This is a genomic window from Pseudomonas sp. MWU12-2020 (genome assembly GCF_023100605.1).
Taxonomy (GTDB): Bacteria; Pseudomonadota; Gammaproteobacteria; order Pseudomonadales; family Pseudomonadaceae; genus Aquipseudomonas; species Aquipseudomonas fluorescens_H.
Genome location: NZ_JALMEX010000003.1, coordinates 312715 through 328037, shown reverse-complemented (window position 1 = coordinate 328037; position 15323 = coordinate 312715). Strand labels below are relative to the sequence as shown.

The 15323-nt window shown below is 61.3% G+C and carries 15 protein-coding genes; 6 read left to right on the top strand and 9 right to left on the bottom strand.

Annotated elements, in window-relative coordinates; all coding sequences use genetic code 11:
• Window positions 1-61: 61 nt before the first annotated feature.
• The 7 genes from M0814_RS08860 to M0814_RS08830 form a co-directional block, all read right to left on the bottom strand.
• A complete protein-coding gene (locus tag M0814_RS08860; RefSeq protein WP_103485471.1) occupies window positions 62-916 on the bottom strand; it encodes an alpha/beta hydrolase in 855 nt (284 codons plus the stop codon).
• Window positions 913-1719 (bottom strand): alpha/beta hydrolase, encoded by an 807-nt coding sequence (locus M0814_RS08855; RefSeq protein WP_003227131.1) that lies wholly within the window; start codon window positions 1717-1719, stop codon window positions 913-915. Before M0814_RS08855 ends, M0814_RS08860 begins: the two co-directional genes overlap by 4 nt.
• 120 nt (window positions 1720-1839) lie before the next feature.
• The gene (locus tag M0814_RS08850) at window positions 1840-2283 is read right to left on the bottom strand and encodes a hotdog fold thioesterase (RefSeq protein WP_003227133.1); all 444 of its coding nucleotides are present in this window, start codon (window positions 2281-2283) and stop codon (window positions 1840-1842) included.
• A 31-nt stretch (window positions 2284-2314) separates the two neighbouring features.
• Window positions 2315-3970 carry an AMP-binding protein gene (locus M0814_RS08845; RefSeq protein ID WP_103485470.1) on the bottom strand — a complete coding sequence of 552 codons (1656 nt, stop codon included), beginning with the start codon at window positions 3968-3970 and terminating at the stop codon, window positions 2315-2317.
• Window positions 3971-4172: 202 nt separating this feature from the next.
• Window positions 4173-4625 (bottom strand): phosphohistidine phosphatase SixA, encoded by a 453-nt coding sequence (gene sixA / locus M0814_RS08840; RefSeq protein ID WP_103485469.1) that lies wholly within the window; start codon window positions 4623-4625, stop codon window positions 4173-4175.
• On the bottom strand, window positions 4622-4969 hold the full coding sequence (locus tag M0814_RS08835; protein ID WP_095137170.1) for a DUF4389 domain-containing protein: 348 nt from the start codon (window positions 4967-4969) through the stop codon (window positions 4622-4624). Before M0814_RS08835 ends, sixA begins: the two co-directional genes overlap by 4 nt.
• 18 nt (window positions 4970-4987) lie before the next feature.
• Window positions 4988-6013 carry an NAD(P)H-dependent glycerol-3-phosphate dehydrogenase gene (locus M0814_RS08830; protein WP_103485468.1) on the bottom strand — a complete coding sequence of 342 codons (1026 nt, stop codon included), beginning with the start codon at window positions 6011-6013 and terminating at the stop codon, window positions 4988-4990.
• A 196-nt stretch (window positions 6014-6209) separates the two neighbouring features.
• On the opposite strand from M0814_RS08830, the gene M0814_RS08825 reads away from it, so the two are divergent.
• The 6 genes from M0814_RS08825 to M0814_RS08800 all read left to right on the top strand — a co-directional run bounded on the left by M0814_RS08825 (window position 6210) and on the right by M0814_RS08800 (window position 13744).
• A complete protein-coding gene (locus M0814_RS08825) occupies window positions 6210-8333 on the top strand; it encodes a TonB-dependent receptor (protein ID WP_103485467.1) in 2124 nt (707 codons plus the stop codon).
• Between the two features lies 1 nt (window position 8334).
• A complete protein-coding gene (locus tag M0814_RS08820; RefSeq protein WP_103485466.1) occupies window positions 8335-9267 on the top strand; it encodes an ABC transporter substrate-binding protein in 933 nt (310 codons plus the stop codon).
• Complete coding sequence (locus tag M0814_RS08815) at window positions 9264-11168, top strand: response regulator (RefSeq protein WP_003227145.1); 1905 nt, start codon at window positions 9264-9266, stop codon at window positions 11166-11168. The genes M0814_RS08820 and M0814_RS08815 overlap by 4 nt, the downstream gene beginning before the upstream one ends.
• Window positions 11169-11415: 247 nt before the next feature.
• Window positions 11416-11931 (top strand): 3-hydroxyacyl-[acyl-carrier-protein] dehydratase FabA, encoded by a 516-nt coding sequence (gene fabA / locus M0814_RS08810; RefSeq protein ID WP_003227150.1) that lies wholly within the window; start codon window positions 11416-11418, stop codon window positions 11929-11931.
• Between the two features lie 11 nt (window positions 11932-11942).
• On the top strand, window positions 11943-13163 hold the full coding sequence (gene fabB, locus M0814_RS08805; protein WP_007968959.1) for a beta-ketoacyl-ACP synthase I: 1221 nt from the start codon (window positions 11943-11945) through the stop codon (window positions 13161-13163).
• Between the two features lie 392 nt (window positions 13164-13555).
• Window positions 13556-13744, top strand: coding sequence for a hypothetical protein (locus tag M0814_RS08800; protein WP_003227153.1), 189 nt, complete (start codon window positions 13556-13558; stop codon window positions 13742-13744).
• Window positions 13745-13890: 146 nt separating this feature from the next.
• Here M0814_RS08800 and M0814_RS08795 read toward each other — a convergent pair whose 3' ends face one another.
• Complete coding sequence (locus M0814_RS08795) at window positions 13891-14433, bottom strand: DUF2058 domain-containing protein (protein WP_003227155.1); 543 nt, start codon at window positions 14431-14433, stop codon at window positions 13891-13893.
• 26 nt (window positions 14434-14459) lie between these two features.
• On the bottom strand, window positions 14460-15293 hold the full coding sequence (gene mazG, locus M0814_RS08790) for a nucleoside triphosphate pyrophosphohydrolase (protein WP_103485465.1): 834 nt from the start codon (window positions 15291-15293) through the stop codon (window positions 14460-14462).
• Between the last annotated feature and the right edge of the window lie 30 nt (window positions 15294-15323).

Below are 15323 nucleotides of genomic sequence, written 5' to 3'. Positions count from 1 at the left end.
AAATCCATCGTGGTTGTCTCCCATTTCAACCCGCCCAGCCTCGACAGTTGCCCGGTGCAAGTCAAGGAATGGCGAAGAAGCGATTGAAACAGTCTGCGACAAGGTCGGCACCGGACTCATCGTTCAGGTGCAAATGATGCCCGCCCGCCAGCTGTTCCTGGCTAAAGGGTAGACGCTCCAGCAACTCCGGATGTTTGGCCAGCATGCCGTCGGCGGCGACCACCAGTTGCGCCGGGCAGGTGATGCGCTGGACGAAGGCCATTGCCTGCTCCTGAGTCAGGCGCAGCGGTGATGGCAGGGTCAGGCGATTGTCGGTGCGCCAGGTATAACCGCCGGGCACCGGCATCAGGCCGCGTTGCGCCAACAGTTCGGCGGCTTCGCGGCTGACCGCCACCAGCCCCTTCATCCGCGCTTCGATGGCACGATCGAGGGTGTTGTAGACCGGCTTGCGCTTCTCGCGCAGATCCAGCTGCGCTTGCAGGGCCATGCCCATGCGCTCGGCGGCATTTTCGCCTTTGTCCGTAGGAGGAATCACCCCGTCGATCAACGCCAGGTGAGTGATGCGCTCCGGCAACGAACCGGCCAGCACCAGCGAAACGATCGCGCCCATCGAATGCCCGAGCAGGCCGAAACGTTTCCAGCCCAGTTGCTCGGCGACCTGCAACACGTCGTGGGCGTAATCCCACAGCGCATAACCGGCGCCATTCGGTCGATGCCCGGAATGCCCGTGCCCGGCCATGTCCAGCGCGATGATGCGCAAGCCGTGGAGCTTGGGCGCCAGGCGCGCGAAGCTGTTGGCGTTGTCGAGCCAGCCATGCAGGGCAATCACCGGCAGACCGTCCTCGGGACCGAACAAGTGCGCCGCCAGTTCGATATGCGGCAGGCTCAGGCGCACTTCTTCGAAGGTCGGGTTCATGCGCAATCCTTCTGTTGGCGGCGCTCCCAGCGCGTAAACAGCTCTTTGAGCAGGCGCGCCGTGTCTTGTGGACGCTCGAGCGGGAACATGTGCCCGCCGGGCATGCTCAGCGCTTCACCCTGCGGCAGGCGCCCGACGAATCGGGTGTGATGACGCATGACCACGCGGCTCTTGTGGCCACGCACCACGGCCAGCGGCACCTGCAATTGGCGCGTGCGGCCCGGACTGGTGTGCGGCACGCCGCGATAGATACTGATTTCGGTGGCGGGGTCGAAGCGCAGACGCAGCTTGTCGCCGACCGCATGCAGCCCGTGTTGCAGGTAGGCATCGAAACATTCCGGATCGAAACCGCGAAACAGCGTCTTGCCGGCAAAATAGCTGCGCGCACTGTCGAGGTCGGCGAATTCTTCGCGCCGGCCCAACGTACGTCCGGCCGGGGTCAGTTTGTCGATGAAGCCGAAACGCTTGGCAGCGCGGATCACCCACTGATCGGTGCGGGTCAGTACCGGCGAGTCGAGCATGACCACACCGCGATACAACTCAGGGCAGCGCAACGCCGCGTGCAGGTGCAACACACCACCAAACGAATGGCCGACGCCCCACACCGGTTGATCCTGCTGCTGTAAATGGTGGATCAGTTCGTCGACCAGGTTGTACCAGTTGTCATCCGCCGGGAAACGCGGGTCATGGGCATGCTGTTCCAGATGCGCGACCCGATACTCGGGCGCCAGCGCCGCGAACAACTTGCCATAGGTGCCCGAAGGAAACCCGTTGGCGTGGGCGAAAAAGATCGGTTGCGACATGCCGGTAAATCCATGAGCGGAAAACATGCCGCTGATTGTCCGCAAGACCGCGCCCCACAGCAATGACCGTAACTGCCAGGAATGATGACAGTCCGGTCATGGCTATGGGCACATCGAACCTCAGCGCGCCGGCGGCTGCTCGCCCAATGGCACCACCGCCATGGTCAACCGCGACACACAACTGGCCTTGCCTTCATCACTGGTCAGGCGGATATCCCAGACGTGGGTGGTGCGACCGATGTGAATTGGCGTGGCCACTGCAGTCACCCGCCCGCTGCGCAAACCGCGCAAATGGTTGGCGTTGATCTCCAGCCCCACGCAGTAGAACTTGCTCGCATCGATGCACAGGTAACTGGCCATCGAGCCAACGGTTTCCGCCAGCACCACCGAGGCGCCGCCATGCAGCAGACCGTAGGGTTGATGGGTGCGGTGGTCGATGACCATGCTCGCCGTCAGCGACGCTTCGTCGAAGGCTTCAAACCGGATATCCAGCACTTCGCCGATGGTGTTTTTCTGGATTGCATTCAACTGCTCGATGTTCGGAGTGGTGCGCCACAAGGTCATCGCAGGCTTCCTTTGTTGTTTTGATCGTCGCTCAATCCTGCCACAGCACCGCCTCGCTGCGCGCGCTCCATTCCTCAAACCGCGCACCGTAGGTGTCTTCGATGACGTTGCGCTTGATCTTCAACGTCGGTGTAAGAAAGCCGTTTTCCACCGCCCAGCTGTCCTTGACCACCACCAGCCGCCGCAGACGCTCGTGCTTGTCGAGCCCGGCGTTGACCTCTTCCAGCAGTTTTTCCAGACTCAAATGCAGACTGCCCCGCGCTTCCTCCTGATTGACCACCGACAGTACACACAAGCCCAGCGGCGCACTCAGACCATCGCCAACCACGCAGACCTGCTCGATTCGCGAGTGCACTGCCAGACGGTTTTCAATCGGCGCCGGGGCCACATATTTGCCTTTGCTGGTCTTGAAGATTTCCTTGAGCCGGCCGGTCAGGCGCAAGCGCCCCTCGGCATCCTGCTCGCCCTTGTCGCCGGTACGCAGGAAGCCGTCCTCGGTGAGGGTTTCGGCGGTTTTCTGCGGTTCCTTGAAATAGCCGAGCATGTTTGCCTGACTGCGCACCTGCACCTCTCCGGACGCGTCGATCCGCACCTCGACCTCCGGGCACGGCTTGCCGATCCAGCCCTGTTTGTACTGGCCCGGCAGGCAGATGTGCGAGTAGCCACAACTCTCGGTCATGCCGTAGACCTCCAGCACATCGAGGCCGAGTTTCTGATACCAGTCGAGCAGGGTCTGCGGCACCGGTGCCGCGCCGGACAGCGCCACGCGCAAGGCATCCAGCCCCAGCCCCGCCAACACCTTGCGCCCGACCCGCTTGCCAATGAACGGCAGACCAAGGAGGAAATCCAGGCGTTTAGCCGGAATCTTGCCGTACACCCCCATCTGGAATTTGGTCCAGATTCTCGGCACGCCGAACATCGCGGTAGGTCGTGCTCGCTTGAGGTCGGTGATAAAGGTGTCGAGACTTTCGGCAAAGAACACGGTTTGCCCGGTGTAGATCGACGCCAGCTCGACGAACATCCGTTCGGCGACATGACACAGCGGCAGGTAGGACAGCAGCCGGTCATGCTCATTGAGTCCGAACAACCGGGTGCCGTGGGTCGTGGCGAAACCGAGATTGGCGAAGCTATGCATCACGCCTTTGGGCTGGCCGGTGGTGCCGGAGGTGTAAATGATCGTCGCCAGTTGCTCGGCAGCCGGGCGCGGATCGTCCTGGATCGGCGAGCTGCGTTGCAGGTCGTCCCAACTGAAAGCGAAGTCGCCCGGCGGATGCAGCGGCAGACTGATGGTTGGCAAATCCGCCGGTACACCGACCGACATGCCCGGCCAGTCATCGAGTTTGCCGATGAACGCCAGCACGCTTTCCGAATGCGTCAGGACCTGATTCACCGAGTCTGCCGTGAGGTTGGGATACAGCGGCACCGAGACGTGCCCGGCCATCCAGATCGCCAGATCGGCGATGATCCAGTGCGCGCAGTTTTTCGAGATCAGCGCGATGTGGCTGCCTTGCGGCAATTCCCGCGCGCGCAGCCAGTGCGCGGCGCAACGGGCCTGATGACCGACATCGGCCCAGGTCAGGGTCTCGACCTGCCCGCCGCCGATGGGCTGCACCAGAAAGCGCTGGCGCGGGTGCCGGGCCTCACGCTCGTAAAACACGTCCAGCGGCAAACGGAATGCGGCAGACATGCGACTCGCTCCTGTTTTTTTGGTCTGGAGCAAGCGTAGTCAACCAAGCAAGTGCTTGGTTGGAAAATTCCAACAAATAATTTCAGCTGAAAATGAGGGCCCTGTGGGAGCGGGCTTGCTCGCGAATGCGGTCTATCAGTGACATTTACAGTGACTGACACAGCGCATTCGCGAGCAAGCCCGCTCCCACAAGGAATCAGCGTCAGGGATGCTTGAGGCTGTTGAGGGTCATCGAGCCGATCAGCAGTTCAGGGCTTTCCAGCTCAGCCAGCCCAGCAGTGCCGACCTTCTCCGGCGGATACCCAGCGCCATGCTGCAGATAGCTCAGCAGATTGCCCACCAACGGGTTGTGACTGACCAGCAGCACATCACTCACCGACACCAGTTGATCGGCCACCTTGTCCGGATCGTTCTCCGGCGTCAGCCAGCCGACCGTGCGAATCTCCGGCTCGAATCCCAGGGCTTCGCGGACAATCTGTGCGGTCTGTTGCGCACGCAGGTAAGGACTGGCATAGATCGCGGTCAGCGGCTGACCAATCAAATGGGCGGCGCTGCTCAAGGCCTCTTTACGACCACGCTCGGTCAGTTCCCGCTCGGAGTCAGGGCACGAGCCATAAGGCACCGCTTCACCGTGACGCAACACCCAGAGTTTCATAGCTTGGGTTCCTCATCGCGGGCCGGGTGCGGCGCTGGCGGCACGGCGTGCGGTGCTTCGCCTTCAGGAGTACGCGGGGTTGGCCAGTCGGCGAACGGCCAGGGTTTCTGGTCGCTGTGAAAGCTGCCGAAACGGCCGATCTGCGCCAAAAACTGGCTCAGGCTGTCGCCGAAATTCATCAGACTGGCGCTCGGCGCGCCATAAATCAAACGATAGATCAGCTGCACCAGCACCACGGCGCCGAGGATGAACTGCGCCACTTGCCAGACCAGCACATAGACGATCATCCACAGCACCCGCAGGAGAATGGATTCGTACTTGGCTTCGGTTTTCGGATCGTTCATGGCTCGCTTCCTGTTGAATCAGTTGAAACCGCTGGTGGAAATAAAGTCGACGTCGGTTTTCGGCTCGGCCCGCATCAGTAGACCGATCACCTGCTCCAGCGTGCGCCCCTCAAACAGGATCGCATGCAGCCCGGCGACCAGCGGCATGTACACGCCCACCTCCTGGGATTTGGCCTTGAGCACCTTCAGGGTGTTCACGCCTTCGGCCACTTCGCCCAGACGCGATACCGCCTCATCCAGGCTCAAGCCCTGACCGAGGGCAAACCCGACCTGGTAGTTGCGGCTCTTCGGCGACGAGCAGGTCACGATCAAATCCCCTACCCCGGCCAGACCGAGGAAGGTCATCGGGTTGGCGCCCTGATTCACTGCAAAACGCGTCATCTCGGCCAGTGCGCGGGTGATCAGCATGCTCTTGGTGTTCTCGCCCATCTCCAGCGCCACCGCCATGCCGGCGATGATTGCGTAGACGTTTTTCAGTGCGCCGCCCAGCTCGACGCCGAATCGGTCAGCACTGGCGTAAACGCGGAAGGTTCGACCATGCAGCGCCGCCTGCACCTGTTTGCACAAATCTTCGTCCTCGCTGGCGACCACGGTGGCGGTCAGCGCGTGCTCGGCGATCTCCCGCGCCAGATTCGGCCCGGACAGCACGCCAATGCGCGCCTGCGGGGCGATTTCTTCGAGGATCTGGCTCATCAGTTTGAAGGTGTGGGCTTCGATGCCCTTGGTCAGGCTGACCAGCATCTTGCCGCTCAGGCGCTCGGCGTGGGCGGCCAGCACCGTGCGCAATGCGCTCGAGGGCAGCGCAACGAAGCACAGCTCGCAGGCGTCGAGGGTTTCCTGCAGATCAGTGACGGCCGTCACCCCCGGCAGAATCTTGATGCCCTTGAGGTAACGCGGGTTCTCGCGGTTGACCCGGATGGCCTCGGCCTGCTCGGGGTCACGCATCCACTGCCGGACTTGATGGCCGTTCTCGGCCAAGAGATTAGCCACGGCGGTACCAAAACTTCCGCCTCCCAGGACCGCAATCGGGCGCTGTTCAGTCATATGCAATCCGTTAATCCATACCAGTGGCGATGCCGGCATTATACGGGGCGACCGAAGCGCGGCCAGCCCCTGCGTCAATTACCGGCACTTGTAGGAAGAAGACCAATAAAACCGAGGAAAATGCCCGCATCGTGACTGGAAAAGTCACTGTCCTCGGTTAACATGCGCGCCAATTCTTTGTGATCAAGGCTGTGTTGTGTCTTTTGCCTCTGCCCCTTCGCGTTCGTCGCTGTTGCTGGCGCTGTTGTTCAGCCCGGTGTTGCAGGCGGACGACCTGTTTGTCGACAGCGAAACGCTGCCGCAGGTGCTGACGGCCACGCGCCTGAAACAGACGCCGGCGGAAGTGCCGGGGAGCATGACCGTCATCGACAGTGAGCTGATCAGTGCCAGTGGCGCGCGGGACATCAGCGAGTTGCTGCGGCTGGTGCCGGGGATGATGGTCGGCAACATCAGCGGCAATCAGGCGGCGGTCAACTATCACGGGACCAATGCCAGCGAAGCGCGGCGCATGCAGGTACTGATCGATGGCCGCTCGGTGTACCGCGCAGGCCTGGCCACGGTGGACTGGAGCGACATTCCGGTGGCCATGGAAGACATCGAACGCATCGAGGTTTTTCGGGGGCCGAACACCGTCAGCTACGGCGCCAACGCGCTGATGGCGGTGGTCAACATCATCACCCGCAACCCGGCGGACAGCCACGGCACGCGCCTGAAGGTCACCCGAGGCCAGCGCGGCATCAACGACTTCTATGCCAGCCAGGGCACGGGGTGGAATGGCGGCGACCTGCGTCTGTCACTGTCCGGCCAGGAAGACGATGGCTTCGACAGCGACCGCACCGGCGCCGATTACCGTGACAGCCGCCGCTTGAACCGCTTCAGCCTCGCCGTCAGCCAGACCCTGAGCGACAACCAGAGCCTCGACTGGCAGATCAACGCGAAGGACGGTACCAACCAGCGGCCCTACACCTACCACCCGGTGTTCTCGGGGATTACCGCTGCCGGGAACAATTCCGACGTGATCGCCAAGGACTACGCCGGCTCGGTGCGCTGGAATCTCGACATCAATCCCGAACACAGCCTTTATATACAAGGTTCGGCCCAGCACTGGGATCGCCAGCAGGTGTGGCGCGCCTGTGATGCCGAAGTGTCGTTCAGCCCGCAGCTGACGCAGCTGTGGCAACTCAACCCGAACTACACCGAACGCCTGGCGCGCAACATCACGCGTTTCACTGGCCCCGGCCCGGAAGCCGGAACGCCACAGGAAATGGCCCTGGCCAATCAGGTGCTCGACCAATGGCGCAACGGTGCCAGCCAGACCCTGTGTGGCGACATCGATCAAAGCGCCCGCGAGTCGCGCTACGATCTGGAATTGCAGGACACCCTCAGCCTGTCCGACAGCCTGCGGCTGGTCAGCGGCATGAACTATCGTTATGACCGGGCCGATTCCGAAACCTACTTCAACGGCACACTGGACGACACCACCTGGCGCGCGTTCGGCCAACTGGAGTGGCGCGCCAGCGAACACTGGCTGTTGCAGGGCGGCGCCATGTTCGAAAACACCCAACTGATCGGCAGTTCGCTGACGCCCAGATTTGCGGTCAACTATCTGATCAACCCGCGCCATGGCCTGCGCGCGGTGTACTCGGAGGCGATCCGTTCGCCGGACATGTTCGAGAACAACGTCAACTGGAGCTATCAGGTGAGCAACCTGCGGCCCTCGGCCTACGGTCAGTCCTCGGCGCGCTACTTCGTCAAGACCCGTGGCCCGGGCGATCTCGATCAGGAACACATGCGCTCGCGCGAACTGGGCTACAACGGCTATTTCGCCGAACTGGGGCTGGCCGTGGACGTGAAGCTGTTCTACGACGAAATCACCGGGATGATCAGCGAGCCGCTGCGCAACAACCAATACATCGCCAGCAACGCCAACAGCTCACGCTTTCGCGGCAGCGAAACCCAGCTCGACTGGCGCCTGAGCATGATCGATCGCCTGCGCTTCACCTACGCCTTCGTCGACGCCGAAGCGAGCAATCCGCTGGACCAGCAATTCACCTCGCGCAACAGCGGCTCTGCCGGCTGGCTGCGCGACTGGGGCCACGGCTGGAACAGCGCCCTGTTCTATTACGGCGACAACGCGCTCAACGGCTACCGCTTCGAACGGGTCGACACGCGCATCGCCAAACGCCTCCCGCTGGGCAAGGCGCAACTGCAACTGGCCGGCGTGCTGCAACAACGGCTCGACAACGAACCGACCACTTTCGTCGACAACAATTACGACGAACGCCGGGTGCTGTACTTCAGCGCCGAGCTGGAGTTCTAGGGTGCGCTTCGGCACGGCAAACAAGACACCAACCCTGGGCCACTGGCTGGCCGGTGCGTGTCTGTTTTTGACCGCGTGGCTGCACGGCATGGCGGTGCAGGCCGCCGACATTCTGTTGACCGGCGCAGAAGAAAGTCCCGGTGTGCAGGCCTTCGTCCAGGCGTTGAGCGAGCTGCGCCCCACCGACAACGTACGTTTCCAGCCACTGGCCAGCCTGCCGGCACCGGGCAAGTTGCCGGCCAATCTGCGGATGATACTGCTCGACCTGCCCAGCCTCGACTGGCGCCTTAAAGAGTCTCAGGGGCCGGCGACGCTGGTGTTGCGCATCAGTCGCCTGCAAGCGCGGCAACGCCTGGGTGGCGCACAACCGCCGCACTTGAGTCTGCTGTGGAGCGACCCGCCGCTGGGGAGGCAACTGCAACTGATTCGGCGGATTCTGCCGCAGGTGCGGCGGGTCGGCGTGCTGTTCGACCAGCACAGCGAATTCCTGCTCAAGGAGCTGCACCAGGCTGCTGCGCCGCTGAACCTGCAAATCGTCAGCCAGCGTTGGGACAACACCCAGGACAGTCGCCCGTTGCAAAGCGTGCTGAGAAACAGTGACGTGTTGCTGGGCCTCGACGATCCCGATCTGTACAACCCGAAAACCGCGAAAAACCTGCTGCTCAGCAGCTACTCCCGGCAAGTGGCGCTGATCGGGCCGAACGCGGCGTTCGTGCGTGCCGGCAGCCTCGCCAGCACTTACAGCGATCAGCCCGACTGGCTGGCGATCCTTGACCGGTTGCTGGATCGTCCCCCGGCGACGTGGCCGCGCACGCTCTACCCCGATCGTTTCAAAGTCTCAAGTAATGTGCAGGTCGCTCGTTCCCTCGGTATCGAGCCAATCGATGAAGCGTCTGTTGCCCGCCAGTTGGCTGAAGGAGAAAGCCACCCATGAATCTGCGTCGCCGCTGGGACATCAACACCCGCACGCAATTGATCAGCCTCGGCCCGGCCCTGCTGCTCACGCTGCTGCTGATCAGTTTCTTTACCTTCGTGCGGATTCAGGATTTGCGTCAGGAGCTCAATCACACCGGGCAACTGATCGCCAATCAACTGGCGCCCGCCACCGAGTACGGGGTGATTTCCGGCAACAACGAAGTGCTGGAAAGCCTGCTCAAGGCGACTCTCGCAACACCGAACGTACGCTTTCTGGAAGTGCAGGACAGCGCCAACCGGATTCTGGCCTACGTTGAACAAGCCGCCGACGCGCACAACCGCCCGCATCAGGTCGAGGTGTTCCAGGCCCCGGTGCGCCTGCAACGAATCGCCCTCAACAGCGATTTTTTCCACGACGCCAAAGCCAGCAACAACGTGACCAGCGAGGATTACCTGGGCCGGGTAATCGTCGGTCTGTCCAACGATGCCTTCAGTCAGCGCCAACAGGAAATTCTGCTCAAGGCCGGGATTCTGGCGTTGTTCGCCCTGCTCTTCACCTTTGTTCTGGCGCGGCGTCTGGCCGGCAGTCTGTCGGCGCCGATCCGCGATATCGGCAACGCGGTCAAGGCGATTCAGCAAGGCGATTACAAGACCCCGCTGCCGATCGTCGATGACACCGAGTTGGGCGCGCTGTCGCAGCACATCAACAACCTCGCCCAGGCACTGGAACAGGCCAGCCGCGAACAGCATCAGGCGATGGCGCAACTGATCCAGACACGTGAAGAAGCGGAAAAGGCCAACAACGCCAAATCCGATTTTCTGGCGATGATGAGCCATGAACTGCGCACCCCCATGAACGGCGTGCTGGGCATGTTGCAGTTGCTGGAAACCACCGACATGACCGAGGAGCAGATCGAGTACGCGGCGCTCGCTTCCGAGTCCACCGAACACCTGCTGAAAGTCATCAACGACATTCTCGACTTCTCGCGGATCGAACGCTCGGAGCTGGAGCTTGAGCACATCCCGTTCAACCTCGCCGACCTGATCGGTGCTTGCGCCCAGTCGTTCCAGCACAGCGCGGTGCAACGTGGCCTCGCCCTGAACCTGCAGATTCCCGAGGACATGCGCGACTTGCAGGTGCAGGGCGACCCGACGCGGATCCGGCAGATTCTGGTCAATCTGGTGGGCAACGCCTTGAAGTTCACCGAGCGTGGCCGGGTCAGCATCGAGGCACAGTGGCAGTCGCTGGATCACGAGTTGCTGTGGTTCACCTGTTCGGTGCGCGACAGCGGCATCGGCATTTCGTCTGAGAGTCTGGAATTGATGTTCAATGCCTTCCAGCAGGCCGACAGTTCGATTTCCCGGCGCTATGGCGGCACCGGTCTCGGTTTGCCGATCGCCCGCACCCTGGCCGAACGCATGGGCGGCACGTTGCGGGCGCAGAGCGAAGAAGGCCTGGGTTCGGTGTTCACCCTGGAAATCCCGCTGGCGCTATATAAGCAGACGCTGCCGACACTGGCGGCGCCGCGCGCGGCCAATGGCAACGGGCATGGCGAGGGGCGCAATGTGTTGCTGGTGGAGGACAATCCGGTCAACCAGACCGTCATCGAAGCGATGCTGCGCAGCCTGGGCTTTACCGTCAGCGTCGCCACCGATGGCGCGCAAGCGGTGCGCAGTGCTGAAGGCAATGATTTCGAAGTGATTCTGATGGATTGCCGGCTGCCGATCATCGACGGCTACGAGGCGACCCGGCAGATCCGCCAACTGCCCGGACGCCGCGAGGTGCCGATCATCGCGCTGACCGCCAACGCGTTGCAGGGCGACCGCGAAACTTGCCTTTCGGCGGGCATGAACGATTATCTGGCCAAGCCGTTCAAACGCAATGACCTACAACAGATTCTGCAGCGCTGGGTGCAGTAGTGACGGTTTTTCGACCATCTGCGACTGGCGTGAAAAGCGAAAGTGCGGCAGTCTTAGGCACCCGAACGAGCCTCAAAAGAGGCTTGAATAAAAATTTCAGTGCACAAGTGTACATTCATGTCCTTGGTGCTGTGACTTTCACCACAACGCAATAGTCTATGAGTAGGCTGCCGGTACGAGGCATGAACGCGTCGATCGGCCGGGAAGATTTGCCCCACCTGCCGCATGGGATTATTGAGGAGCTCGCATGACCAAACAAAACGCCTTTACTCGGGAAGACCTGCTGCGCTGCAGTCGCGGTGAGCTGTTCGGCCCAGGTAACGCGCAACTGCCCGCCCCGAACATGCTGATGGTCGATCGCATCACCCTGATCAGCGAAGAAGGCGGCAAGTACGGCAAAGGTGAATTGGTCGCCGAGCTGGATATCAACCCTGACCTGTGGTTCTTCGCGTGCCACTTCGAGGGCGATCCGGTGATGCCGGGCTGCCTGGGTCTGGACGCCATGTGGCAACTGGTCGGCTTCTTCCTCGGCTGGCAAGGCCTGCCGGGCCGTGGTCGTGCGCTGGGTTCGGGCGAAGTGAAATTCTTCGGCCAGGTCCTGCCGACCGCCAAGAAAGTCACCTACAACATCCATATCAAACGCGTCCTCAAGGGCAAGCTGAACCTGGCCATCGCCGATGGTTCGGTGACTGTCGACGGTCGCGAAATCTACACCGCCGAAGGCCTTCGCGTCGGCGTTTTCACCTCCACTGACAACTTCTAAGGGTTATTCGCATGCGCCGCGTCGTTATCACTGGTCTGGGCATTGTTTCGTGCCTGGGCAATGACAAAGAGACCGTCTCCGCTAACCTGCGTGCAAGCCGCCCTGGCATCCGGTTCAACCCGGAATATGCTGAAATGGGTCTGCGTAGCCAGGTTTCCGGCTCCATCGACCTCAACCTTGAAGAACTGATCGATCGCAAGATCTATCGTTTCGTCGGCCACGCAGCGGCTTACGCCTACCTGGCCATGAAAGACGCCATCACTGACTCCGGCCTGACCGAAGAACAAGTGTCCAACCCGCGTACCGGCCTGATCGCCGGCTCCGGCGGCGCGTCGACCCTGAACCAGATGGAAGCGCTGGACATCCTGCGCGAGAAAGGCGTGAAGCGCGTCGGCCCATACCGTGTAACGCGGACCATGAGCAGCACCGTTTCCGCGTGCCTGGCCACACCGTTCAAGATCAAGGGCCTGAACTACTCCATCGCCTCTGCCTGCGCCACCAGTGCTCACTGCATCGGTACCGCCATGGAACAGATCCAGATGGGCAAGCAGGACATCGTCTTCGCCGGTGGCGGTGAAGAAGAGCACTGGAGCCAGTCGTTCCTGTTCGACGCGATGGGCGCCCTGTCCAGCAAGCGCAACGACACCCCGGAACAAGCTTCCCGCGCCTACGACGCCGACCGTGACGGTTTCGTCATCGCCGGCGGTGGCGGTATGGTCGTGGTTGAAGAGCTGGAACACGCGCTGGCCCGTGGCGCCAAGATCTACGCCGAAATCGTTGGCTACGGCGCAACGTCCGACGGCTACGACATGGTTGCCCCAAGTGGCGAAGGCGCGATCCGCTGCATGCAGATGGCAATGTCCACCGTCGACACCCCGATCGACTACCTGAACACCCACGGCACCTCGACTCCGGTCGGCGACGTCGCGGAAATGAAAGGTGTGCGTGAAGTGTTCGGCGACAAGGCGCCAGCGATCAGCTCGACCAAGAGCCTGTCCGGTCACTCCCTGGGCGCCGCCGGCGTTCACGAAGCGATCTACTGCATGCTGATGATGGAAGGCAACTTCATCGCCGGTTCCGCCAACATCGACGAGCTGGACCCTGAAGTGGCCGATCTGCCGGTGCTGACCAAGACCCGAGAGAACGCCACCATCAACACCGTGATGAGCAACAGCTTCGGCTTCGGCGGCACCAACGCCACGCTGGTGCTGAAGCGCTGGGAAGGCAAGTAATTCCCCCCTGCTGAGCTCCACATGAAAACGCCCCGACTGGTTCGGGGCGTTTTTTTTGGCCGGTTTGAAACCAGCAGCCACAGCGCAAAACCCTGTGGGAGCGGGCTTGCTCGCGAAAGCGTCGCGTCAGTCGACATCAGTCTGTCTGACATACCGCCTTCGCGAGCAAGCCCGCTCCCACAAAGGATGTCACTGCGCCTGAAAATGAAACTTCTGTCATGCAACTTCCCGCCCTGCGACCGAATGTCGCGGATTTAGCGGGCTGCAGCACTGTTGCAAAAACCGCAACAACACCTTGCACAAATCAAGCGTTTACTTAGCAAGCTAACAAATCATATAAAAGAGTCCTGCACACGCCTTGCTGCAGATAACTTGAGATTTGGAGCTAGCAGATGACTGTAAAAGTAACTGAACGCGACGATTCACACATGTCCCATGAAGGCGTAGCCGCCGGTGTACGGATCTGGGATGTGCATCAACAAGACTTGCTGGTCGGCATGTTCCACAACGAGATCGACGCCCACAACTACAAGGCCGAACTCGAACTGCAAGAACAGCAACGGGATCTGAAATCCGCTTAGGCGAATATTGAACCTGTGGCGAGGGAGCTTGCTCCCGCTGGGGCGCGAAGCGGCCCTGTTCTTCAACTCAAGAGCAGGGGCCTGCTACGCAGTCCAGCGGGAGCAAGCTCCCTCGCCACAGTTTGGGTTGTTACAGCTTTACCGATTTACCACATCAGGTCATCAGGGATCTGGTAGGCCGCGTACGGATCATCCTCGGCTGCGACCTCTTCGGTCTGCACGTTGAGCTGCACAATGCGCTGCGGATCACGCTCCTGGATCTTCAGGGCCGCTTCACGGGGGATCACTTCGTAGCCGCCGGCATGGTGCACGATCGCCAGCGAACCGTTGCTGAGCTTGTTGCGCATCAGCGTGTTGACGCAGATGCGCTTGACCTTCTTGTCGTCAACGAAGTTGTAGTAGTCCTCGGTATTGAGCTTCGGCAGACGCGTCACTTCGATCAACTGCTTGACCTGCGCGGCACGGGCCTTGGCCTCGGCCTTCTCCTGCTGCTGACGGTTCAGCTCCTGGTCGCGCTTGACCTTCTCGGCCATGGCTTCCTGAGCGGCGCGCTGCTGCGAATCATCCAGCTCGGCCTGCCCCTTGTGGGCCAGACGCTGTTGCTTCTGCTTGTCTTTGCTGACCTGCTTGGCCTGCTTTTGGTTGACCAGGCCTGCTTTGAGCAACTGGTCGCGAAGGGAAAGGCTCATTAATGCTTACTCACTTGGGCAACGGCTCAGCCGCAGCTGGGCACATTCTTTTCCTGGCGTTTGGCTTCACCCCACAGGGCGTCCAACTCTTCGAGGGTGCAATCTTCCATGGGACGACGGGTGTCGCGCAATGCCTGTTCGATAAATCGGAAACGTCGTTCGAACTTGCCGTTGGCACCGCGCAGTGCGGTTTCCGGATCGACCTTGAGATGCCGGGCCAGATTGACCACGGAAAACAGCAGATCACCGATCTCGTCAGCCACAGCGTCGGGATCGTTTTCGGACATGGCTTCGAGCACTTCATCGAGCTCTTCGCGCACCTTGTCCAGCACCGGCAGTGCATCCGGCCAGTCGAAGCCGACCTGCCCGGCGCGCTTTTGCAACTTGGCCGAACGCGACAGTGCCGGCAACGCGGCGGGCACGTCATCGAGCAGTGACAGCTGCTCGGGCACGGCGGATTTCTCGGCGCGTTCTTCGGCCTTGATCTCTTCCCAGCGCTGCTTGACCTGTTCTTCATTCAGCCGTGGCACATCCAGCGGCGCGTACAGATCGCCGGTGGGAAACACGTGCGGATGACGGCGGATCAGCTTGCGCGTAATGCTGTCGATCACTCCGGCAAATTCGAAGCGCCCTTCTTCCTTGGCCAACTGGCTGTAATAGACCACCTGAAACAACAGATCGCCCAGCTCGCCCTGCAAGTGATCGAAGTCGCCGCGTTCAATGGCGTCAGCCACTTCATAGGCTTCTTCGAGGGTATGCGGGACGATGGTCGCGTAGGTTTGCTTGATGTCCCACGGGCAACCGAACTGCGGATCGCGCAGGCGGTTCATCAGGTGGAGCAGGTCTTCAAGTGAATACATCTGTCATGCCTCTACACAAAACCAATGTGG